The sequence below is a fragment of the Aeribacillus sp. FSL K6-8394 genome (assembly GCF_038008865.1).
In the GTDB taxonomy this organism is placed as follows: domain Bacteria; phylum Bacillota; class Bacilli; order Bacillales; family Aeribacillaceae; genus Aeribacillus; species Aeribacillus composti.
In genome coordinates this window covers 1,548,877-1,571,644 of sequence record NZ_JBBPAA010000001.1, presented here as the reverse complement: position 1 = coordinate 1,571,644, position 22,768 = coordinate 1,548,877, and the positions used below count along the sequence as shown (strand labels likewise).

The window sequence follows — 22,768 nt, the reverse complement described above, 5'->3', positions numbered from 1 at the left end:
TAAGCAAATGGATGTAATCATTTGGATTTTGATCATTGCTCTTTTTATCTTATCTTTTGTCGGGCTGCTTTTCCCCATTTTACCGTCAGCGTTATTGATTGTAGCAGCCTTTTTTATCTATGGGATTTGTTTTAGCTTCAGCCAGTTAACCATTTCATTTTGGGTTGTTGAAAGTATGTTCATCATTCTTTTATTCCTATCGGATTATTTGGCAAATATGGTAGGAGTTAAACGGTTTGGTGGAAGTAAAGCAGCCGGATGGGGAAGTACGATTGGTTTAATTGCCGGGCCATTTATCATCCCGTTTGTTGGCATTATTTTAGGCCCTTTTTTAGGGGCTGTTGCGGCAGAGCTTCTCGTACACCGCAAAACATTTAGCGAGGCTGTAAAGGTTGGAGTCGGTTCTTTATTGGGGTTGTTGGCGAGCACAGTAGCAAAAGGGCTGATTCAGCTGTTGATGATCATTCATTTTCTTTATACAATATTCTAAATTAGCCATTGACTTCAACCGCTATTTAGTGATAATTTACTTATGTGTTTGGAAAAGGACCCTTAGCTCAGCTGGTTAGAGCAGACGGCTCATAACCGTCCGGTCGCAGGTTCGAATCCTGCAGGGTCCATAAAATTAGTCGAATAATGTAACCGCTTTTTTTATTGCACATTAATTGCATCATTTTAATAAGTTTGGTAATCTGAATATGAAAGCTTCAAGGCAGAAAGCATTTAGTACATATTAATCATTAAGGAGGAGATTCATTATGGCTTATGAATTACCTAAATTGCCATACGACTATGATGCATTGGAACCTCATATTGACAAAGAAACAATGACGATTCACCACACAAAACATCATAACACATATGTGACGAACTTGAACGCTGCTTTGGAAGGTCAAACTGAACTTTTATCTAAAAGTGTAGAAGACTTAATCTCTAATTTAGACGCTGTTCCTGAATCTGTTCGTACAGCTGTTCGAAATAATGGTGGAGGACATGCAAATCACAGCTTGTTCTGGACCATCCTCTCACCGAATGGAGGCGGCGAGCCAACTGGAGAATTAGCAGAAGCAATTAACAAAAAATTTGGAAGTTTTGAAGCTTTTAAAGAAGAATTTGCTAAAGCTGCTGCTGGTCGTTTTGGCTCCGGCTGGGCATGGTTGGTTGTAAACAACGGCGAGCTTGAAATTACAAGCACTCCAAACCAAGACAATCCTCTTATGGAAGGGAAAACTCCCATTTTAGGTCTTGATGTTTGGGAGCATGCTTATTACTTAAAATACCAAAACCGTCGTCCTGAATATATTGCAGCGTTTTGGAATGTTGTGAATTGGGACGAAGTGGCAAAACGCTACAGCGCTGCAAAATAAACTGTAACAAGAGGCTGAGATATTCGAATCTCAGCCTTTTTTTATGTGCGCCCGGCATGTACATGAACTATAGGGTGTAAGTCCCGAACCCCGAAGACAGAAGTAGAGGTTAGCTCAACGAAAGGGTGTCCGTGGTGACGCGGAATCTGAAGGAAGCTGGAGGCAAAACACCGGTCCGAGGAACACGAACCTCATATAAGGCTAGGTATGATTGAGTGAGTTTGCATAACAAAACAAAGCTCTTTCTGTCGAAGGTCATATCGAGTAAATGAGGCGGATAGATGGTGTGAAAGTGCATGTACTTACCCGGGGAGGTCTGGCGGATATGTGAAGTACTCTTCATAACCTACTTAGTGATAAGTAGCTGAACCGTCAGAAGTCAGCAGAGGTCATAGTATTAGTTGGTCTAGAACAACTAAGAAGGACCGAACAATTAAGAGAGAATAGCCCTTGGCATTCAGTGAGTCATGATGAACACAGAAAACGTAGTACCTCACTTGAGGGAGGAAGCGGTGAATCCCGTGGGAGACCTCTTGGAGGGTGGAGTGACCACTGGCATAAAGAGAACAGCTATTCACGGAAGTTATGAAAACTTGCGTCAATTATCTTAATGGAACCGCCGTATACCGAACGGTACGTACGGTGGTGTGAGAGGACGGGAGTTAATCGCTCCCTCCTACTCGATTTGCCGCGCCCAGCTAAGCTGTTATCTGCTAGTTGGTGCAAGTCCAACCCAAGTAAATGGCAGGAAGCTCGGTAGCTGACAGGCAACTGGTGGAGAAACTAGACCTTGAAATCAACAAAGAAAAATCCAAACTGGTCAGCCTATGGGACGACACAAACGGATTTGACTTTCTGGACAGCCCCTTGAAATCAGTTTTCTACTCTACTATTTTTTGGAAATGACTGACCTAATTCGCGTTTCAGCGGTTTCTGTGCATTTTTTTGAGGTTGATCACTGAAAGGTAACGAAAACACCTTTCTTTATACATAACTCCCCTTTAGCTAGGAAAAATAGTAGTAGCAAGTAAAGGGGAGTTTTATATGATAAACGTCAAAAAATGGATTGGATCAAGAAAAACAGACCATGATTTCATGCTGCTGTTGATGATCGGCGGTTTTTATTCATTAAGCATTGCACTTTCGAATACGTTCGTAAATGTTTATTTATGGAAACAGTCAGGGGAATTGATTGATTTAGGATTATACAATTTATTTATTGTCATTTTTCAGCCGCTTGCTTTCATTATTGCTGGGAAAGTATCCAAAAAAATTGATCGAGTCGTTGTACTTCGCCTAGGAGTGTCCTTTTTAGCCGCATTTTTTCTAACCGTTTTAGTTTTAAAAGATCAAGCTGTCAACTACATGTATTTGTTAGGTGCAATCATTGGCATCGGCTACGGTTTTTATTGGCTGGCCTTTAATGTGTTGACATTTGAAATTACTGAACCGGAAACACGGGACTTTTTTAATGGCTTTCTTGGGATATTAACTTCCCTTTCAGGGATGATTGGACCGATGTTAGCTGGTCTGATTATTTCAAGACTTACAAATACTATTGGGTATAAAGTGATTTTTGCAGTTTCGTTAATGTTATTTACTGTTGCTGTCATGTTGAGCTTCTTTTTTACGTCTAGAAAAGCTCACGGAGATTACATTTTATTGAAAATCATTCAAGAAAGAAAAAGAAATAAAAATTGGCGATTAATTACAAACGCTCATGTGTTTCAAGGATTGCGTGAAGGAACATTTACATTTTTCATTAATGTGTTTGTATACATCGTGACCAAAAGTGAGATGGCTTTAGGTACATTTAGTTTTCTAAATTCTTTCGTAGCCTTTTTCACTTATATTGTGGCTTCTCGGTGGATCACGAAAAAAATGAGGAAAAAAGCTATTCTAGCCGGCGGGCTTATGCTATACTTTTCCTTGTTTCTCATTTTATTTCAAATTTCCTATGAAAGATTGTTAATATATGCTATTGCAATCGGAATTGCCTATCCAATTTTGCTTGTTCCGTACTCTTCGATCACGTATGATGTGATTGGAAAAGGGTGGAATATTGCGCAAGCAAGGATCGAATATATTGTTGTTCGAGAAATTTTTTTAAATGCAGGAAGAATCCTATCGATCCTCTTTTTTATTTTTACAGTTGCTTTGACAAATGAAACAAAAACCATTCCTTTTTTATTGCTCTTAATAGGTTCAGGCCATGCGTTCATATATCTGTTTGTTAAACAAATTAGGCTGAAAGAAAGCAACCGCCTGTTAAAACAAGAAAAGCGCATACACAGGCCAAATCTAGCGGATGGAGAGAAGGGATAAAATAAATGCGGAATGCCGTTTACGCAGCATCATCTGTTTTTTATACACACAAAAACAAGCTTTACAAAAGCTTTACATTCTATTAAAACTTGTTTAATACTTGAAAGTTAATCTTATATACGTAAGATGAGATCACGAAATAATAGGGGGAAGTAACCGAATGAAAAATTTTAAATTTTTGGCGTCATCTATTATGATCAGTTCTGTATTAGCTTTTACAGCAGCCTGTGGTAATTCGGATGATGCAAACACAAATGGTTCAAACTCCGGACAGCAATCATCTTCAGAAAGCGGATCAAGCGAGCAAAAATTAGAAGGTGAAATCGCTATTGATGGATCATCAACTGTTGGTCCGATAATGGAAGCTGTTTCTGAAGAATTTGCTGCAGAACATCCTGATGTAAAAGCTCCAATTGGAATTTCAGGAACAGGCGGGGGCTTTGAAAAATTTACAGCTGGTGAAACTGATATTTCTAACGCATCTCGCCCAATTAAAGACGAAGAGAAAAAAGTTGCTGAAGAAAATGGTATTGAATATACAGAATTCAAAATTGCTTTTGACGGTTTATCCGTTATTGTAAACAAAGAAAATGACTGGGTCGATAAACTTACGATCGAAGATTTAGCAAAAATTTGGAAAGGCGAGCCGAAAAAATGGTCTGACATCAACCCTGAGTGGCCGGATGAACAAATTAAATACTTCTCGCCTGGTACAGATTCCGGTACGTATGATTATTTTGATGAAGTTGTTTTAGGCGGTGAGCCGATTGTAAAAGATGCGACATTGTCCGAAGACGATAACGTACTTGTAAAAGGAGTCGCTAACGATAAAAATGCAATAGGTTATTTAGGCTATGCATACTATTTAGAAAATAAAGACCAGTTGAAAGTTGTACCGATTGTAAACTCTAAAGGGGAAGCAGTCGAGCCGACAAATGAAACGATTGAAAAAGGAACTTATGAACCGCTTTCCCGTCCGCTATTCTTTTATGTGAACAACAAATCATTAAAAGAAAAGCCGCAAGTGTATGAATACGTGAAGTTTGCCTTGGAAAACGCTGGGCAATTGGCAGAGGAAGTTGGCTATGTAAAACTTCCGCAAGAGCAATATGATGAACAGTTAAAAACGCTTGAAGGTTTAAAATAAAAATAAATAGACTGGTTGGATGAGAAGCATCCTTGCTTCTCATCTTCCTATTGGCATGAAAGGGGTTTTCATGATGGCTTTATCTGCAGGAAAATCGGTTCGGGAAATGATCAAAGAGAAAAAAACAAAAAAATCCACGCGCGATTTTATGGAAAAAATGGTCCCAGCCGTTTTATTTGTTGCAGCAGCTATTTCCATCTTAACAACTATCGGAATCATTGCTACTCTTGCTACAGAAACAATCATGTTTTTTTCACGAGTTTCTTTTTTTGAATTTATCACTGAAAAAGAATGGTATCCGTTTTTAAAAGATGATGCCTCATATGGAATCATGGCTCTTGTTTCTGGCACGCTTTTAGTAACGGTTATTGCCATGATTGTTGCACTTCCAGTCGGTCTTGCATCTGCTATTTTTTTGAGTGAGTATGCGTCAGATCGGACAAGAAGGATTATCAAACCGATTTTAGAGGTTTTGGCAGGAATTCCAACTATTGTATATGGTTTTTTTGCTCTGACGTTTGTTACTCCTCTCTTGCAAAAATTGATCCCTGATATTGGCTTTTTCAATGCATTAAGCCCGGGCATTGTTGTTGGAATTATGATTATTCCGATGATTGCTTCCCTTTCAGAAGATGCGATGAGCTCTGTTCCGAATTCCATTCGCGAAGGCGCACTTGCTTTAGGTGCGACAAAATTTGAGGTGGCTTTAAAAGTAGTACTTCCTGCTGCCACATCGGGAGTCGTTGCCTCGTTCGTACTAGGAATTTCCCGTGCGATTGGCGAAACAATGATTGTCACATTGGCTGGAGGAGCCACTCCAAAATTAACGTTTGATCCAACTGAATCTATTCAAACGATGACGGCTTATATCGTTCAAGTCAGCACGGGCGATGCGGGATACGGAACAACAATCTACTACAGCATTTATGCTGTTGGTGCCACGCTTTTTGTCTTTACAATGCTGATGAATTTATTAGCTCAATTTATCTCGCGCCGATTCAGGGAGGAATATTAACATGAAGTACATTGATCAAACGGTTGTTCGAAAAATGATGGGCAAAAGGACTTTAAAAAATCGTTTTTTTCAAACGCTGTTTTTTATATCGACCATCTTCGCTTTAGTAGTCCTTGCCATCCTGTTATATCGGATATTCACTCAAGGAATTAGTTATGTAACACCGGAGTTTTTCCAAAATTTTGCCTCAAGGAGAGCTTCTGCTTCAGGAATAAAAGCTGCTTTGATCGGCTCGATCTGGGTTATGGGAGTGGTCATTCCAATTTCCCTCCTGCTTGGTGTAGGAACAGCTATTTATTTGGAGGAATACGCGAAAAAAAATAAATTCACAAATTTTATTCAAGCAAATATTTCGAATTTGGCTGGTGTCCCATCTATCGTCTTTGGTTTGTTGGGACTTACAGTATTTGTTCGGGCGATGGATTTAGGCAGAAGCATTTTGGCAGGCGGTTTAACGATGAGTTTATTAATATTGCCTGTTATTGTCGTGGCGGCACAAGAAGCGATCCGTTCGGTTCCGAAAGAACTGCGTGAAGCTTCTTATGGAATGGGAGCAACGAAATGGCAAACAATTTATCGAATTGTTCTTCCAGCTGCAATTCCTGGAATTCTTACCGGAAGCATTTTAGCTTTTTCACGAGCTATTGGAGAAACAGCCCCTCTTCTTGTGGCGGGTGCATTTGTATTTGTTAACTATTTACCAGAGAATTTATTAAGCTCCTATACGGTTATGCCGATTCAAATTTACAATTGGGCGTCGCGACCTCAAGCAGAATTTCAAAATGTAGCAGCTGCCGGAATCATTGTGTTGTTTATTTTCTTAATAGTAATGAATTCGGTTGCGGTGTTGATTCGAAACAAATTTCAAAAGCGTTATTAAATGGGTTTTCCTAAAAGGATGAAGGAGGTTTTTATTTTGGCAATTACTGAATTGAAAAAAACTGAACTGAAAAAAGAACAAGAAATTGTTTATGAACAAAATAGCGAAGACAAGAATGAAAAGAAAATCGTCTATAAAACGAACGGCTTAAATTTATGGTACGGTGATGATCAAGCTCTAAAAAACATTGATTTAGACATTTATGAAAATGAAGTAACTGCAATCATCGGTCCTTCTGGGTGCGGAAAGTCGACTTATATCAAAACATTGAATCGAATGGTCGAGCTGATTCCATCCGTTCGAATCAACGGTGAAATATTATATCGTGGAAAAAATATATTTGATAAATCTTATCGTGTTGAAGAACTGCGCACTCAAGTCGGCATGGTTTTCCAAAAGCCGAACCCGTTTCCGAAATCTATTTATGATAATATTGCGTATGGACCGAGAATACACGGCATCCGTGATAAAAAAATATTGGATGAAATCGTCGAAAAAAGTTTAAGAGGCGCGGCTATATGGGATGAAGTAAAAGATCGGTTGAAGGAAAACGCGTATGGCCTGTCAGGAGGACAACAGCAGCGTTTATGTATTGCGCGTTGTTTAGCAATTGAACCTGATGTGATTTTAATGGACGAACCAACGTCAGCGCTTGATCCGATTTCTACGTTGAAAATTGAGGAATTGGTTCAAGAATTAAAGAAAGATTACAGCATTATTATTGTAACGCATAACATGCAGCAAGCTGCACGTATATCTGATAAAACTGCCTTTTTCTTAAACGGAGAAGTTATCGAATTTGGCGAAACCGACCAAATTTTTTCTAATCCGTCAGATAAGCGGACGGAAGATTATATTACAGGACGCTTCGGATAATAATTGTTTTGAATAACACGGTTCATGTTGGAGGAAAAAAAATGAGAGAAAAATTCGAACTTGACTTGAACACGTTACACACCAAGTTAATTGAAATCGGCAGTTTGACGGAAGTTGCATTAGGCAAATCAATCCGCGCATTAGAAAAGCAGGATATCGATTTGGCTATTGAAGTATTAGAGCAAGATGTGAATGTCGATCAGCTCGAAGAGGAAATTAATGACTTTGCAATTCTTTTAATTGCAAAGCAGCAGCCCGTTGCGATTGATCTAAGAAGAATCATTGTTTCCATTAAAATAGCTGCTGATATCGAACGAATGGCAGATAACGCAGTCAACATCGCAAAATCAGCAATTCGAATTGGAAATGAACCGCTTATAAAACCGCTTGAACAAATCACAAAAATGCACAAGCTGGCATCAGAAATGCTGTCTTTATCGCTGAAAGCTTACCATGAGGAAGATGTTGCATTAGCAAGAAAAATAGCCGAAATAGACGATGAAGTAGATGATTTATATGGTGAAGCAATTAAGGAGCTTTTGCAAATTATTCCTGAGAACTTAGAGTATATGAATCAAATTACCCAGCTCTCTCTTGTAGCAAGATTTATTGAACGTACTGCTGACCATGCGACGAATATCGCGGAAAATGTTTTATATTTAGTTAAAGGCCGCCATTATGCTTTAAATGATTAAAGGTTTGCCGTGTTTTCAGGCAAACCTTTTTTATATAAATAAAATCGCTATGTTATTCGTAAATGGTTCCGCGATACTAAAAAGCCCCTCCTAGTGCTAAAATAAATTTTGGTTCGCCGCCCAAATTTATCTAAATAGGAAGGGAACTTTTTATGTCTTTCGATTTAAATAGTTTATCGCATATAAAATGGAATTGTAAGTTTTATATCGTGTCTATGTCTGAAATATAAGAGACAAGTGTTATGGAAAAATTTCGGGCAGACCATAAGGCAATTTTGTGAAAGAAAAGGCATGGAATTTTGGTGGGCTTTTATAAGTACTATTGATTAAAAAAAGACAATTTAAAAGCCGAGAAAAGCACAAAATTGAGGCTGGGACAATGATCTTGGAATGACAATAATCAACACGGTCGGGAATGGGAGAAAAATGATAAGGGCAATCTTTTTGTGGTTCTGAACTTCACCATTTTGAGTTTTGAAAAACTTCCTTTTTTTACAAACGGCTGGTTTCAAACCTTATTTATAAAAAAACGGATCGCAGCCCCTTTTATCTTGTAAGGGCTTCTGCGATCTCGTAGTAGCTCATCCCTTTTTTTACTTCAAAAGTTCCAATTTGTACACGCTTATGATAATCGTGTTTAATTAAGTATTGATTAAATTTGGAGGCGGAATCAATAATGCCCGATTGTTCAAGTATTTTTGATACGTCGCTTGTCGTCATTCCTTCTTTAATATTTACTTTTACAGGTTTTACCTCAGCTTGTTGGTTATTGTTCTTTTGTTCTTGGTTTTGATTTTGTGAATTTTGGTTTTGTGCATTTTGATTTTGCTGCTTCTGCTGCTGTTCATTTTGTTGAGGGGTTTTATTCAGATTTTTTACTTTTGTATCTTTGTAAGAAAGAAATTCTTCATATTCTTTATTGGATACAGCAATTTTATTATTTTGAGCTAAATACTCGTTAACTGATTTGTCCGTCAACTCTTTTTCAGCCACAACCTTTTGATCATAGTTCCCTAAATAAAAAGTGAGGGTCAAAATTGAGGTGGAAACGATCATCCCTGCTGAGAATGCTTGTAAAATTCGTTTATTCATGATAGTTCCCTCTTATTTTGTTCGATTATTAGCTTTACTTCATCGGTTGTGGCATTTTCCGATTTTGCAATTTCAGCAATTGACATGCCTTGCTGATATTTTGATAGAATTTTGTTTTTCGTGTAATAATCAAAGTGTATAACGGACTGTGTGTCTTGCGAAACAGGTTTTGTGTTTGTTCCTTGCAGCAATTCTTCTTCCAATACCCTCATTTTCTTTTTCATTTTGTATATTTCTTGCATCGCAGAAACGGATAAATGCTCAACTTCTTGTTCCAACTCTTTTATATCGTCACGCTGAGTATAAGCAATTCCTAATAAAGCAATGCTGACAAGGAAAAGAATAATAATCACAACTTCCATGCATCTCACCTTCCATTAGTTGTCCCTTTATTGTTATATCATATATTTTAATAGAACAAAACGGCTTTTAACGAAATTTCATGTTAACTTAAAAAAAATGTAATTTGAAACGACTTGAAACTTTGTGTTCAAAAATAAACATAATGTAGATTTTACAATGCAAAAATGATATTATATAAAAGTCTGAATTTGAACATGAAATAGTTTGGAGGGAAAGATATGCGTGTAAATATTACTCTTGCTTGCACAGAATGCGGCGATAGAAATTATATCTCTACAAAAAATAAACGTACAAACACAGAACGCATCGAATTGAAAAAATATTGTCCAAGATGCAAAAGTCATGCTTTGCATCGTGAAACGAAGTAAAAGCAGTGGGAAGATATTTCCTGCTGTTTTTTTATTATAAAAAAGGTAAATGGGAGGAATTTTTAAGTTGGAAAAAAAATTTGAAATCAGAAATGAAGTGAAACGGATGTTAAAAAACATGGGGCATGAATTGCATGCGGACTGGTCAAACAAAATTGCTGAAACTCTTTTTGAAACAGACTATTGGCAGGAGGCGAATACCATTGGCCTTACAGTATCCAAAGGCTTCGAGGTCGATACAAAAAGTTTATTTTTTCGCTGCTGGCAGGAAAAGAAAAAAACAGCTGTGCCTAAATGCGACCCAAATATAAAAGAAATGGAGTTCAGGGAAATAAAATCGTTTGATCAATTAGAGAATGTTTATTTAGATTTACAGGAGCCGATCTTTGAGCAAACAACACTCATAACGCCAAAAGAAATTGACTTGCTCATCGTCCCTGGCATCTGCTTCGACCGGCGTGGGCACAGGATCGGATATGGCGGGGGTTATTTTGATCGTTATTTACATAAATACGCAAATGTAACTATTGCGCTTGCTTTTTCCTTTCAAATAGTTGAGGAAGTGCCGATTGAATCCCATGATATTCCGGTTGATATCATCATTACTGAAAAAGAATTGGTGGAGTGCAGGAAATGATCATTCCTTTATTGTTCATTATTTTTATTGCGACTATCGCTTATATTTCCTATAAGTCAAAAGCTTTGTCGATTTCTGGAGCAATAAGCTCCGTATTTGTTGGCGCCAGCATCTATTTTAGTTTTGGTTTTCCAGGGCTGGTCCCCCTTGGATTATTTTTTGCGTCATCAAGCATGATCAGTAAATGGAAGAAGGAACGAAAAGCGCAAATGGCATCAATTCTTGAAAAAGGGGAAAGACGCGACTATGTTCAAGTGCTGGCAAATGGCGGGATTCCAGTATTGATCAGCATTTTCAATATAGTGGATCATGATGACCGCAATTTTTGGTTCATTCTTTTAACCATTTCATTCGCTTGCGCCAACGCGGACACATGGGCTTCCGAAATTGGCAGCTTAAGCCGAATAAAACCGATTCTTTTATTTCCTCCAAAATTTGTCGAAAAAGGAACATCAGGTGCTGTTACCGTTCTCGGAACTTTTGCTTCCATCCTCGGTTCTTCGTTTGTTGCGCTGGGGAGTTCTTTTTTTATAAAAAATGATGCTCAAATTTTACCTTTCATTATATTATTTGGATTTATTGGAGCTTTGATTGACACGCTGTTCGGATGCTTTTTTCAACGAAAAAATAAATGTCTCGTCTGCCATGCTGAAACGGAAAAAAGAATACATTGCGGGGAATATACGGTAAAGACGAAAGGTTTTGTCTGGATGAATAATGACGCAGTCAATTTTTTATCAATTTTCATTGCAACAGTAATTGCGTATTTTATTTTGGATAAAAATTGAGCAAAAAGTTTATTTTAATTAATGGAGGGATTAAATTATGAAGCGATTAAAAAGAATTCTTCTAGTATTCGGCATTTTCTTCATATATTCAAATCGATACAAAATTATGAACGTATGCCTAAAAAGCAAATGGATGCGTGAGAAATTTATTCAACTGACAATGCAGATACCGCTAATTGGCAGGAAATTTCTCCAAGGTGCTTTTAAATAGGTGGAAATGGAAAGCTGAATCGTTTTTGATTCAGCTTTTTTCTTCAAACTGCCCTTCCACATTGGTATAATAAAGGAAAAACATGCGGAGAGATTTTAAATGGGGACTCAGCTAGATTTTATTTTTTGGAAAATTTTGCGAAGTCTTGTGGTGGAGCATAATTACAGGCTAATCAATATATCCGGCGATCATTCGGAGGTTTGGCTTGAGCCGTTTCGCAACAAATATTTTCAGCTTGTACGATTTGTCAGAAAAGATATTGACTGGGGAAATTGGATCTCTCAAGACATTGAACATACGGCGCATATTTTTGAAACGATCCGAAAACAATCTATGAGAAGGGACTTAAATATTCTTAACATTTATGTGACCACATTTCCTCCTGTTGATGATTGGGAATTTCGGATTAAAGAACCTTTTGCGCATGGGAAAACAGTCGTCAAAACAATGCTGCTGGATCAAGAGCATATAATGGAAAAAACAGGTGATTTGGAAGATGCTCTTTCGGCTTCGTTGAAAAAACTTGATTATGCAGCAGAAGAATCAAATTTTGAATCAGTTGAACGAATAAAAGAAGAAATATTTTCTTATATAAAAAGGCAGGAAAGGCTGGAACGCTCCTTTTTTGAAAATGGCAGGCCTTTCTTTACATATGTTTTTTTAACAGCACAAATTGTGATGTTTTTTCTTCTTGAATGGTACGGGGGAAGCACAAATTCTGATACTCTTATAAAATTTGGAGCGAAATACAATCCTGCCATTTACGATGGCGAATGGTGGAGATTTTTTTCACCAATTTTATTGCATATCGGTTTTTTGCATTTGATTATGAACTCTTTAGCCCTTTATTATATTGGAATGACTGTTGAAAAAATGTATGGTTCGATTCGATTTTTGCTTATATACTTGTTTGCCGGATTTACTGGTTCGCTTGCAAGCTTTGCTTTCAGCCCCTTTTTGTCCGCAGGTGCATCAGGTGCGATATTCGGCTTGTTCGGTGCGCTCTTGTTTTTAGGAGTGTTAAACCCTAAATTGTTTTTCCGTACAATAGGACCCAACATCTTGATTGTAGTTTTAATTAACTTAATGCTTGGCTGGGCGATTCCGAATGTGGACAACGCTGGTCATATAGGCGGTTTAATTGGCGGATTTCTGGCAGCTTTTGTTCTTCAGATTCCAAGGATGTCAAAATTTTTCACGAGAGCAGTGGGGCTTATTTTATCGATCATCTTCGTTTTCGGTCTTGGGTATTATGGATATGAAATAGCCCCTAAGCGCAATTCGGAAATGGCTTTAGCAAGGGCGCAGGCACTAATTGAGAACAAGGAGTTCCAAAAGGCTTCCGAAGTGCTTTCGGAAGCGAAGGAGCTTGATGATGCAAAAGTTGAAATCATCTATTTACTTGCTTATACGGAATATCGTTTGAACAATGTGGCAAGCTCAATTGAATATTTAAACAATGTATTGGAAAAAGATCCGACATTTCATCAAGCTTATTATGTACTTAGCCTAATATATGCGGAACAGAATGATGTTGTGAAAGCACAAGAAGCGATTGATAAGGCATTGAAGCTTGATCCGGGAAAAGCGGAATATCAGCAGCTAAAACAACAGCTTGACAATCTATAGCTCGATGACTTGTTCGGAAGTTTTCAAAAAAAGAACTTTAGCAATATGTGCAGCTTATCCGCATTTTTATTTAGAAGGTGATGTTTTTGAAAACGATTTACGACATACAACAGCTTTTAAAACGTTTCGGTACTATCATATACATCGGAGATCGTGTGGCTGATCTTGAATTAATGGAGGAGGAGGTCAAGCAGCTGTTTGAGTCGCAGCTGATTGACGCAAAAGAATTTGAAATGGCCATGCTATTGTTAAGACGAGAAATAATGATAGAAAAAGATAAGAGAAAAAGAGTAAAGGATGAAAAATATGATCGATAATTGGCTAGTTGGTGTGGACTTAGGGGGAACTACGATAAAAATTGCATTTATCAATATAAATGGAGATATTATTGAAAAATGGGAAATCCCTACCGATAAATCAGGAAAAAATATTGTTAGTGATATTTCTCAATCTATATACGAAAAGTTGAAAGAACTTGGTGAATCGAAGCAAAAGCTGATTGGAATCGGCATGGGGGCGCCTGGCCCTGTCGATTTAACAGAGGGAATCATTTCTAGAACTGTCAATATTGGATGGGAAAATAATTATCCGCTTAAGAAAAATCTTGAAAAAGAAACTGGTTTGCAAGTAATCGTTGATAATGATGCCAACCTTGCAGCTCTTGGTGAAATGTGGAAAGGAGCGGGGAATGGAGAAAGGGATTTAATATGCGTCACACTCGGAACGGGAGTCGGCGGAGGAATCATTGCAAATGGAGAAATAATCCATGGGAAAAATAGCGCAGGCGGAGAAATCGGCCATATAACTTCCGTTTTGCATGGAGGTTTTCCGTGCAACTGCGGAAAAACGGGCTGCCTGGAAACGGTCGCCTCTGCAACTGGAATAGTTCGAATGGCTATAGCCAAAATGGAAGAGTTTAATGGGAGATCAACGCTGAATCGAGAATTGGAAAGAAAAGGATCGATCACTGCAAAAGATGTGTTTGATGCTGCGAAAAACGGCGATGAGATGGCATTGCAGGTTGTCGACGACATGACGATGCATCTTGGTCTTGCTCTTGCCAACTTGGCTACTGCTTTAAATCCTTCCAAAATTATCATTGGCGGTGGAGTATCAAAGGCTGGGGAATTTTTAATAAAAAGAGTTAAAAATGTTTTTCAACAGTTCGTTTTTCATGAAGCTTCCGCAGCAGATATTGCTCTTGCAACGCTTGGCAATGATGCAGGTGTAATTGGCGGCGCATGGCTGGTTAAAACGTACATACTTGAAAATTGAGAAAGACTAAAAAGGAATTGTCCGATAAGGTCCCTAAAATGAAGTAAGTGGAGAAAAACAATGTGTTTCTCTCCACTTGCTTGTGCGCCCGGCATGGGTGTAATCTATAGGGTGAAAGTCCCGAGCTGCGAAGGCAGAAGTAGCAGTTAGCTTAACGCAAGGGTGTCCGTGGTGACGCGGAATCTGAAGGAAGCGAGCGGCAAACTTCCGGTCTGAGGAACACGAACTTCATATGAGGCTAGGTATCACTGGGTGAGTTTGCAAGACAAAACAAAGCCCTTTCTGCCGAAGGTGATACAGAGTAAATGAAGCAGATGGATGGAAGGAAAGATTACACTCTTACCCGGGGAGGTCTGGCTGGCACGCCAAGTAACCTTGGTAACCTATCTAGTGATAGATAGCTGAACAGTCAGAAGTCAGCAGAGGTCATAGTATTAGTTGGTCTAGAACAACTAAGAAGGACCGAACAATTAAGAGAGAATAGCCCTTGGCATTCAGTGAGTCATGATGAACACAGAAAACGTAGTACCTCACTTGAGGGAGGAAGCGGTGAATCCCGTGGGAGATCTCTTGGAGGGTGGAGTGACCACTGGCATAAAGAGAACAGCTATTCACGGAAGTTATAAAGACTTGCGTCAATTATCTTAATTGAACCGCCGTATACGGAACCGTACGTACGGTGGTGTGAGAGGACGGGAGTTAATCGCTCCCTCCTACTCGATGTGCGCCCGGCATGGGTGTAATCTATAGGGTGAAAGTCCCGAGCTGCGAAGGCAGAAGTAGCAGTTAGCTTAACGCAAGGGTGTCCGTGGTGACGCGGAATCTGAAGGAAGCGAGCGGCAAACTTTAAGGTCTCTCGGAACACGAACTTCATATGAGGCTAGGTATCACTGGGTGAGTTTGCAAGACAAAACAAAGCCCTTTCTGCCGAAGGTGATACAGAGTAAATGAAGCAGATGGATGGAAGGAAAGATTACACTCTTACCCGGGGAGGTCTGGCGGATATGTGAAGTACTCTTCATAACCTACTTAGTGATAAGTAGCTGAACCGTCAGAAGTCAGCAGAGGTCATAGTATTAGTTGGTCTAGAACAACTAAGAAGGACCGAACAATTAAGAGAGAATAGCCCTTGGCATTCAGTGAGTCATGATGAACACAGAAAACGTAGTACCTCACTTGAGGGAGGAAGCGGTGAATCCCGTGGGAGACCTCTTGGAGGGTGGAGTGACCACTGGCATAAAGAGAACAGCTATTCACGGAAGTTATAAAGACTTGCGTCAATTATCTTAATTGAACCGCCGTATACGGAACCGTACGTACGGTGGTGTGAGAGGACGGGAGTTAATCGCTCCCTCCTACTCGATTTATATTTGTTCGATTTTCATCTGAAAGTAGCTGGCGGATGCCGGCTACTTTCAGTATGTGTGCGCTAAAGCCACAATCCCAAACTCGACATGTACCTTGTCGTAGTCCAGCAAAGAAAATCTGATAGCTCTTTTAAAAAAGGTGCTATTTTTTTGGCAGCCCAATTTGGATTATAACAAATTCTGTTTATATGAAACTTTTTTAATTTTTGTCCGTCTAAACATAATAGGTACTGAGATAAAATAATATATAAAAAGCTAGCATCTTATTGTAAATATATTGTAAAAAAACATTGATTTTTTTTGGAAGAAGTATTAAGATAATCTTTAGTTATTCACTAAGATGCCTAAAAAATGGAAAAAAACACTTAAGTGTAGAAATGCGCAGGTCCACCGTTTGAGGAGGTAAAAAAAATGCGTAAAAGCACATTTTCAAAAATTTCTTTTTTGTTATTAGCGACATTTTTTATGTGGATTAAAACGTACATTGTCTACAAAACTAGCTTTGATATAAAAATAGAAAATTTTAAGCAAGAGATTATTTTATTCATCAATCCGCTGAGCTTTTTGCTGTTTGTTTTTGGTATTGGATTATTTATGAAAGACAAAAACCGGAATCGCTGGGTGATCGGTGCCAGCATTGTGATGACCTTTCTCTTATTAGCTAATGTTGTTTTTTATCGGTTTTATAACGACTTTTTGACTATTCCCGTGCTCTTCCAAGCTAGCAATATGGGAGATTTGGGAAGCAGCATAACCGAGCTGATTCAGCCTGTCGATATATTAATGTTTGTTGATATAGCCATTTTAATTTGGCTTTCACGGAGACCTGTTTTCCGCAAACAGGAAAAATTAATGCGCAAAGAAAAAACAGCATATTATTTAATGGTTGCAGCTGTGTTTTTCTTTAATCTTGGATTGGCTGAAACAGAGCGTCCGCAGCTTTTAACAAGAACGTTTGACAGGGAGATGCTCGTCAAAAATATCGGTGTATACAATTTTCATATTTACGATTCTTTGCTGCAGTCCAAAACGTCTGCACAACGTGCGTTAGCTGACAGCAATAACTTGGTCGAAATTCAAAATTATTTAAATGCGAACAAAAAAGAACCTAGTAAAGAAATGAATGGAATTGCAAAAGGTAGAAATGTCATTATCGTCTCTATGGAGTCGTTCCAAAACTTTGTTATCAATCAGAAATTGAACGGACAAGAAATTACTCCGTTTTTAAATGATTTTATTAAACAAAGCTACTATTTTGATAATTTTTACCATCAAACAGGACAAGGCAAAACGTCAGATTCAGAATTTTTATTGGAAAATTCTTTGTATCCGTTGGGAAGAGGCTCAGTCTTCTTTACAAATGCGAACAATGAGTACAATGCAACTCCGGAAATTTTAAAGGATTACGGTTATTACTCAGCTGTATTTCATGCAAATAACCGCACATTCTGGAATCGCGATGTGATGTATAATTCTCTTGGATACGACCGTTTCTTTGATGTCAGATATTATAATGTGACGGAAGAAAATTCGGTAGGATGGGGATTGAAGGATATTGACTTCTTTAAGCAGTCGGTACAATTATTGAAAAATGTTCCTCAGCCTTTTTATACGAAATATATTACATTAACGAACCATTTTCCGTTTGAGTTGGGTGAAGAAGATAAATTGATTGATGAATTTGATTCCGAAGATGGAGTCGTGAATCGCTATTTTACGACGGTTCGTTATACAGATGAAGCCTTGAAAGTGTTCATCGAAGATCTAAAAAAAGCTGGACTATATGAAAATTCAATTATTATATTGTACGGCGACCATTACGGTATTTCCGAAAACCATAACAAAGCGATGGCACAATTTTTAGGAAAAGAGGAAATTACGCCGTTTGATACGATTCAGCTGCAAAGAGTTCCGTTAATTATCCATATTCCGGGGGTTACCGATAAAAATCCGAAAGTGTTCCATCAAGTCGCCGGGCAAATTGACTTGAAGCCAACTATTTTAAACCTGCTAGGCATTGATACGAAAAACGATATCGAATTTGGTACAGATATTTTTTCAAAAGACCGTATTCCGTTTGCTGTGTTAAGGGACGGCAGCTTTATTACGGATCAATATGTGTATACAAGAGGAATATGCTATGACAAATCAACAGGCGAAGCTGTTGAGGATAAAAATGCATGTGAACCATATATGGAAAAAGCGAAAAATGAGCTTGATTATTCGGATGAAATTATTTATGGTGACCTGCTGCGGTTTTTTGACAAAGAGGATGAATCATCTCCGAATTCAACCGAGCAGCAAGCTGCAAAAAAACAGTAAAAGGCTCTGGCCATTAGGTCAGAGCTTTTTTATACGTTTTATTAATGAAACATGATGTCGTTCATATAATATGTTATGTACTGAATAAAAAGGGGAGAGGGGTTTTTTATGGAAATCTGTATGAATGAAACAGCGGATTTGGAGCACTTGGGAAAAAAATATCAACTTTCAAAACGATTGTTGTTGGATTCAAATCCCTTCTTCGAAAACGAAAAAATCTTTAAAGGGGAAAAAATCGTCATTCCCGGATGGGGTTTCGTACAAAATAATCCGTTTCATCCTTCATCAAGCTTGACTAAAAATACATACAATGCTGTCCCAATTTCATGGCCTGTAATTGATCCAAAACGGCCCTATCATTTTTTTGCTTTGACAAGCGATATTGCGGTGTTAAAAAAAAATTACCCGTTTATTAAAGAGAGGATTATCGGCCGCAGTGTTCTAGGGAATCCTTTAGTTGAACTTCTTATCGGTTCCGGAACGAAAAAAGTTCATATGAACGGTTCGTTTCATGCAAATGAGTGGATTACGACAGCCATTATGATGAAATGGCTCAATGAGTATGTTCGGAAGCTTATTTTAAACGAATCGATTAATGGAATTTCTGTAAGACAGCTTTATGAGCAGATAACTTTATCGTTTGTTCCGATGGTGAATCCGGATGGAGTGAATCTTGTTTTAGCAGCCGAATCGTTTGATCCTCAAGTGAAAGAACAGGCCGTCAAGTTAAATAATAACTGTGAAGATTTTTCCGATTGGAAAGCAAATATTCGCGGCGTTGATCTGAACAATCAATTTCCTGCCTTTTGGGAAATTGAAAAAGAAAGAAAAAGCCCAAAATCCCCGGCTCCTCGTGATTATCCAGGTGATTATCCTCTCTCAGAGCCGGAAGCAATTGCTATGAGTGAACTAGTCAAGCAGTCTCAATTTGATCTCATCGTAGCCTTCCACACACAAGGAGAAGAAATATATTGGGGGTATTTAAACTATGAACCAGAGGAGTCGGAAGAAATCGTAAAAGAGTATGAGTTGTTAAGCGGATATAAAGGAATCCGAATGATTGATAGTCATGCCGGCTTTCGCGATTGGTTTATTAAAGAATACAGAAAGCCGGGATTTACCGTTGAATTAGGCAGAGGAAGGAACCCTTTGCCGCTTGACCAATTTGATGAAATTTATCGGAAAGCAAAGGGAATATTTTGGGCGTCGCTATATTTGCTGTGCAAATAAATTTTTTGAAACATTTTTTTGAAAAATTCGTAAATTATAAGTGAAAATCGGATGAGAAGGATGAGGGTGATGAGGGCAGCCTTTTTTTTCGTCATGTGCTTTCCGATTCTCCTTTTGTCGTCTTGTGAATTTCATCAGCTTACGAATGAAAAGAAACAAGTGACAAAAGAGAAAAAAATGGAAAATGAGTTTGAAAACTTTAAAGCAGAACAGAATCTTTTAGAGAACATTCAACCGATTGAAGCAGAGGAAAATACCTTTCAAAATATTACTGGATGGTTTCATGAAACGGCTGTGCTTTACATTAAAAATCTTGAAGACCGTTCGGAAGTTATTTGTCACGATCTTCAAAGCGGAAAAGATGAACTATTTTTTCAGACAAAGCATCCGATTATTCAAACAGTGCCCAATGATCGCCGAACAATTTTTCTCATTCATTCAAGCCCTGAAACCAATCAAGCCATCCTAACATTTGTAAACACCGAAGGAGAGGAATTATTTCATTGGGAAATCAATGCGTTTGAACTTCAATACACATGGAATCCCTATAATGAAAACGAGCTGATGGTTACAGCATTTGCTGAAGATTGGTCATATAAGACTTATTTGCTTGATTTGAAAGAGAAAAAAGTTGTGGATAGTCCCTATCAAATACCTTTTTTTCAATGGACAGATGAAGATCGCATTACATATGTAAAATGGAATAACGATGAGCCTGAGTTAAGCGCTCCGCTTTATGAAGCAAACTTAATGAAACATCACGAAAAAAAAATCGCTGATCATGTCATCGGAAATGGAAATTTTTCATCGATTGTCATGTATTTGCAGGAAAATCAACAGGAAAAAGGATTCGGTCAATATGTTTTTATAAATTCTTCATCAAAAAAAGTGTTGTCTACATTTCGTGTCCCTTTGGCTTCCGATTACTCTCAATGGATTTTTCCCTACTATGACTTCAATGCTCAAAATCAGCAGTTTTATACATTTGTGCCCGTTGCCAAATCCCAGGACGGTTCCTTTGAACTGCAGAGATTTAACCTTATCACTAAGAAAAAAGAAACCATCTTCAAAAACGTGACAAACGATCCTATCCTCATTTCGCCATCCGGTCATTATGCTTTGTATGGGCCGAGATTGGAAAAAATCATGGATTTAAGTAAGGAAAAGATTCAGGAGATTGTAAAATAAACAGGAGTGAAAGCATCTTTTTTGGCAATATGAAGCGGAGGTTAAAAGACGGGTGTGTGACAACTGAATGTTTATTTATTCATAAAAAAAAGAATGGCCCCGCCATTCTTTTTTTGTGCGCCCGGCATGTACATGAACTATAGGGTGTAAGTCCCGAACCCCGAAGACAGAAGTAGAGGTTAGCCAAGAGCAAGGGTGTCCGTGGTGACGCGGAATCTGAAGGAAGCTGGAGGCAAAACACCGGTCCGAGGAACACGAACCTCATATAAGGCTAGGTATGATTGAGTGAGTTTGCGAAACAAAACAAAGCTCTTTCTGTCGAAGGTCATATCGAGTAAATGAGGCGGATAGATGGTGTGAAAGTGCATGTACTTACCCGGGGAGATCTGGCTGGCACGCCAAGTAACCTTGGTAACCTATCTAGTGATAGATAACTGAACAGTCAGAAGTCAGCAGAAGTCATAGTACTCTTTTCGAGCTCGAGACGAAAGAGGAAGGACTGAACAATTAAGGAGAACGAATCGCTAGGCGTTCACCTTCTGTGTGGAAGCAGACAATCCGATAGGACTTACTTGAAGGAGGAAGTGGTGAATCCCACGGGGGACTTCAAGAGGGTGGAGCAGAAGATGGCACAAATAGAAGAATTCGTTCACGTGGAGAGGATATCAATGTTGATGGAAATGATTTTGTCACGGGAAAATCTCCTGGCGGCACTGAAACGAGTCGAACAGAATAAAGGAGGTCACGGAGTAGATGGCATGTCCGTAAAAGACCTACGAAGACACCTCTACGAAAATTGGGACTCCATTCGACAGTCGTTGAGAGAAGGAACCTACAAGCCCTTACCCGTCCGTCGAGTCGAAATCCCGAAACCGAACGGTGGAGTAAGGCTTCTAGGGATCCCTACCGTGACGGATCGTTTCATCCAACAAGCGATTGCCCAAGTGTTGACGAAAATCTTTGATCCGACCTTCTCGAACCATAGCTATGGTTTCCGCCCAGGTAGAAGGGGACATGATGCGGTTAGGGAAGCAAAGGGTTATATCAAAGAAGGATATCGTTGGGTAGTCGATATAGACCTAGAGAAATTCTTTGACAAGGTGAATCACGACAAACTGATGGGGATCTTGGCGAAAACGATCAAAGATCGAATTCTACTGAAGGTAATCCGCCGGTATCTTCAATCAGGCGTGATGATCAATGGAGTGGTAATGGAAACGAACATGGGAACGCCTCAAGGCGGCCCGCTTAGTCCACTTTTATCAAACATCATGCTTCATGAATTGGATAAGGAGCTTGAGAAACGTGGACATAAGTTTGTTCGGTATGCGGATGACTGTAACATCTATGTGAAAACAAAGAAAGCAGGAATTCGTGTCATGAACTCCATTACGAACTTTATAGAGAAGGAGTTAAAGCTCAAGGTAAATAAAGAGAAATCGGCGGTAGACCGTCCTTGGAAACGGAAGTTTCTCGGTTTCAGCTTCACACTCAATAAGACTCCAAAGGTACGGATTGCGAACGAAAGTGTGAAACGTTTGAAGAACAAGATCCGTGAAATTACATCAAGGTCGAAACCGTATCCAATGGAGAAAAGGATTGAGAAACTGAATAAGTATTTAATGGGATGGTGCGGATATTTTGCCTTGGCAGAAACACCAAGTAAGTTCAAAGAATTTGATGAATGGATTAGACGAAGGCTTCGGATGTGTTTGTGGAAAGAATGGAAAACCCCGAAAACAAGAATTCGGAAACTCAGAGGATTAGGAGTTCCAAGCCATAAAGCATTCGAATGGGGCAATACACGCAAGAAATATTGGCGGATTGCCTGCAGTCCCATTCTACACAAAACCCTCGACAACTCCTATTGGAAGCGTCGAGGGTTAAGAAGTCTATTCGAAAGATATCAAGCACTACGTCATACTTAATTGAACCGCCGTATACCGAACGGTACGTACGGTGGTGTGAGAGGTCGGGGGTTAGTCACCCCCTC

The 22,768-nt window shown here is 38.8% G+C and carries 20 protein-coding genes and 1 tRNA gene; 19 read left to right on the top strand and 2 right to left on the bottom strand.

Translation table 11 applies throughout. The features are described from left to right. The first annotated feature begins 7 nt into the window (after positions 1 to 7). The 9 genes from NSR00_RS07410 to phoU all read left to right on the top strand — a co-directional run bounded on the left by NSR00_RS07410 (position 8) and on the right by phoU (position 8,305). Positions 8 to 490: a DUF456 domain-containing protein gene (locus tag NSR00_RS07410; protein ID WP_063388073.1), complete on the top strand. Its 483-nt coding sequence runs from the start codon at positions 8 to 10 to the stop codon at positions 488 to 490. A gap of 56 nt (positions 491 to 546) precedes the next feature. After that, a tRNA-Ile gene (locus NSR00_RS07405) sits at positions 547 to 620 on the top strand. 138 nt (positions 621 to 758) lie between these two features. Next, on the top strand, positions 759 to 1,367 hold the full coding sequence (sodA, locus tag NSR00_RS07400; protein WP_063388074.1) for a superoxide dismutase SodA: 609 nt from the start codon (positions 759 to 761) through the stop codon (positions 1,365 to 1,367). A gap of 1,044 nt (positions 1,368 to 2,411) precedes the next feature. Continuing rightward, on the top strand, positions 2,412 to 3,692 hold the full coding sequence (locus NSR00_RS07395) for an MFS transporter (protein ID WP_340787900.1): 1,281 nt from the start codon (positions 2,412 to 2,414) through the stop codon (positions 3,690 to 3,692). 160 nt (positions 3,693 to 3,852) lie between these two features. Next, complete coding sequence (locus NSR00_RS07390) at positions 3,853 to 4,839, top strand: PstS family phosphate ABC transporter substrate-binding protein (RefSeq protein WP_340787898.1); 987 nt, start codon at positions 3,853 to 3,855, stop codon at positions 4,837 to 4,839. A gap of 73 nt (positions 4,840 to 4,912) precedes the next feature. Continuing rightward, entirely contained in the window at positions 4,913 to 5,854 is a 942-nt protein-coding gene (gene pstC / locus NSR00_RS07385) for a phosphate ABC transporter permease subunit PstC (protein ID WP_063388077.1), read from the top strand. A 1-nt stretch (position 5,855) separates the two neighbouring features. Continuing rightward, entirely contained in the window at positions 5,856 to 6,734 is an 879-nt protein-coding gene (pstA, locus tag NSR00_RS07380; RefSeq protein ID WP_340787895.1) for a phosphate ABC transporter permease PstA, read from the top strand. A gap of 84 nt (positions 6,735 to 6,818) precedes the next feature. Next, a complete protein-coding gene (gene pstB, locus NSR00_RS07375) occupies positions 6,819 to 7,610 on the top strand; it encodes a phosphate ABC transporter ATP-binding protein PstB (protein ID WP_269467022.1) in 792 nt (263 codons plus the stop codon). Positions 7,611 to 7,651: 41 nt separating this feature from the next. Continuing rightward, positions 7,652 to 8,305 (top strand): phosphate signaling complex protein PhoU, encoded by a 654-nt coding sequence (phoU, locus tag NSR00_RS07370; RefSeq protein ID WP_063388079.1) that lies wholly within the window; start codon positions 7,652 to 7,654, stop codon positions 8,303 to 8,305. 546 nt (positions 8,306 to 8,851) lie between these two features. Here the strand turns inward: phoU and NSR00_RS07365 are convergent. Together NSR00_RS07365 and NSR00_RS07360 are read right to left on the bottom strand one after the other, a co-directional pair. Continuing rightward, positions 8,852 to 9,397 (bottom strand): endolytic transglycosylase MltG, encoded by a 546-nt coding sequence (locus tag NSR00_RS07365; protein ID WP_340787892.1) that lies wholly within the window; start codon positions 9,395 to 9,397, stop codon positions 8,852 to 8,854. Further along, positions 9,394 to 9,759, bottom strand: a complete 366-nt coding sequence (locus NSR00_RS07360) for a DUF6115 domain-containing protein (RefSeq protein WP_339193061.1) — start codon at positions 9,757 to 9,759, stop codon at positions 9,394 to 9,396. The genes NSR00_RS07365 and NSR00_RS07360 overlap by 4 nt, the downstream gene beginning before the upstream one ends. Before the next feature lie 219 nt (positions 9,760 to 9,978). Here NSR00_RS07360 and rpmG point away from each other — a divergent pair, with 219 nt between their 5' ends. From rpmG to ltrA, 10 genes are all read left to right on the top strand, one after another. Next, positions 9,979 to 10,128 carry a 50S ribosomal protein L33 gene (gene rpmG, locus NSR00_RS07355; protein WP_063388082.1) on the top strand — a complete coding sequence of 50 codons (150 nt, stop codon included), beginning with the start codon at positions 9,979 to 9,981 and terminating at the stop codon, positions 10,126 to 10,128. Between the two features lie 67 nt (positions 10,129 to 10,195). Continuing rightward, positions 10,196 to 10,765: a 5-formyltetrahydrofolate cyclo-ligase gene (locus NSR00_RS07350; RefSeq protein ID WP_063388083.1), complete on the top strand. Its 570-nt coding sequence runs from the start codon at positions 10,196 to 10,198 to the stop codon at positions 10,763 to 10,765. Then, positions 10,762 to 11,553 (top strand): DUF92 domain-containing protein, encoded by a 792-nt coding sequence (locus tag NSR00_RS07345; protein ID WP_130156347.1) that lies wholly within the window; start codon positions 10,762 to 10,764, stop codon positions 11,551 to 11,553. The genes NSR00_RS07350 and NSR00_RS07345 overlap by 4 nt, the downstream gene beginning before the upstream one ends. Positions 11,554 to 11,863: 310 nt before the next feature. Beyond that, positions 11,864 to 13,393, top strand: coding sequence for a rhomboid family protein (locus NSR00_RS07340; RefSeq protein WP_063388085.1), 1,530 nt, complete (start codon positions 11,864 to 11,866; stop codon positions 13,391 to 13,393). 86 nt (positions 13,394 to 13,479) lie between these two features. Continuing rightward, positions 13,480 to 13,710: a YqgQ family protein gene (locus NSR00_RS07335; RefSeq protein ID WP_066247571.1), complete on the top strand. Its 231-nt coding sequence runs from the start codon at positions 13,480 to 13,482 to the stop codon at positions 13,708 to 13,710. Then, positions 13,700 to 14,668 (top strand): ROK family glucokinase, encoded by a 969-nt coding sequence (locus NSR00_RS07330; RefSeq protein ID WP_130156351.1) that lies wholly within the window; start codon positions 13,700 to 13,702, stop codon positions 14,666 to 14,668. Before NSR00_RS07335 ends, NSR00_RS07330 begins: the two co-directional genes overlap by 11 nt. Positions 14,669 to 16,446: 1,778 nt before the next feature. Next, complete coding sequence (locus NSR00_RS07325; RefSeq protein ID WP_340787882.1) at positions 16,447 to 18,357, top strand: LTA synthase family protein; 1,911 nt, start codon at positions 16,447 to 16,449, stop codon at positions 18,355 to 18,357. Between the two features lie 108 nt (positions 18,358 to 18,465). Beyond that, a complete protein-coding gene (locus NSR00_RS07320) occupies positions 18,466 to 19,587 on the top strand; it encodes a M14 family metallopeptidase (RefSeq protein WP_340787879.1) in 1,122 nt (373 codons plus the stop codon). Between the two features lie 69 nt (positions 19,588 to 19,656). Then, positions 19,657 to 20,775: a YqgU-like beta propeller domain-containing protein gene (locus NSR00_RS07315; protein WP_117016741.1), complete on the top strand. Its 1,119-nt coding sequence runs from the start codon at positions 19,657 to 19,659 to the stop codon at positions 20,773 to 20,775. Positions 20,776 to 21,443: 668 nt separating this feature from the next. Beyond that, positions 21,444 to 22,703 carry a group II intron reverse transcriptase/maturase gene (ltrA, locus tag NSR00_RS07310; RefSeq protein WP_339199937.1) on the top strand — a complete coding sequence of 420 codons (1,260 nt, stop codon included), beginning with the start codon at positions 21,444 to 21,446 and terminating at the stop codon, positions 22,701 to 22,703. Positions 22,704 to 22,768: the final 65 nt, after the last annotated feature.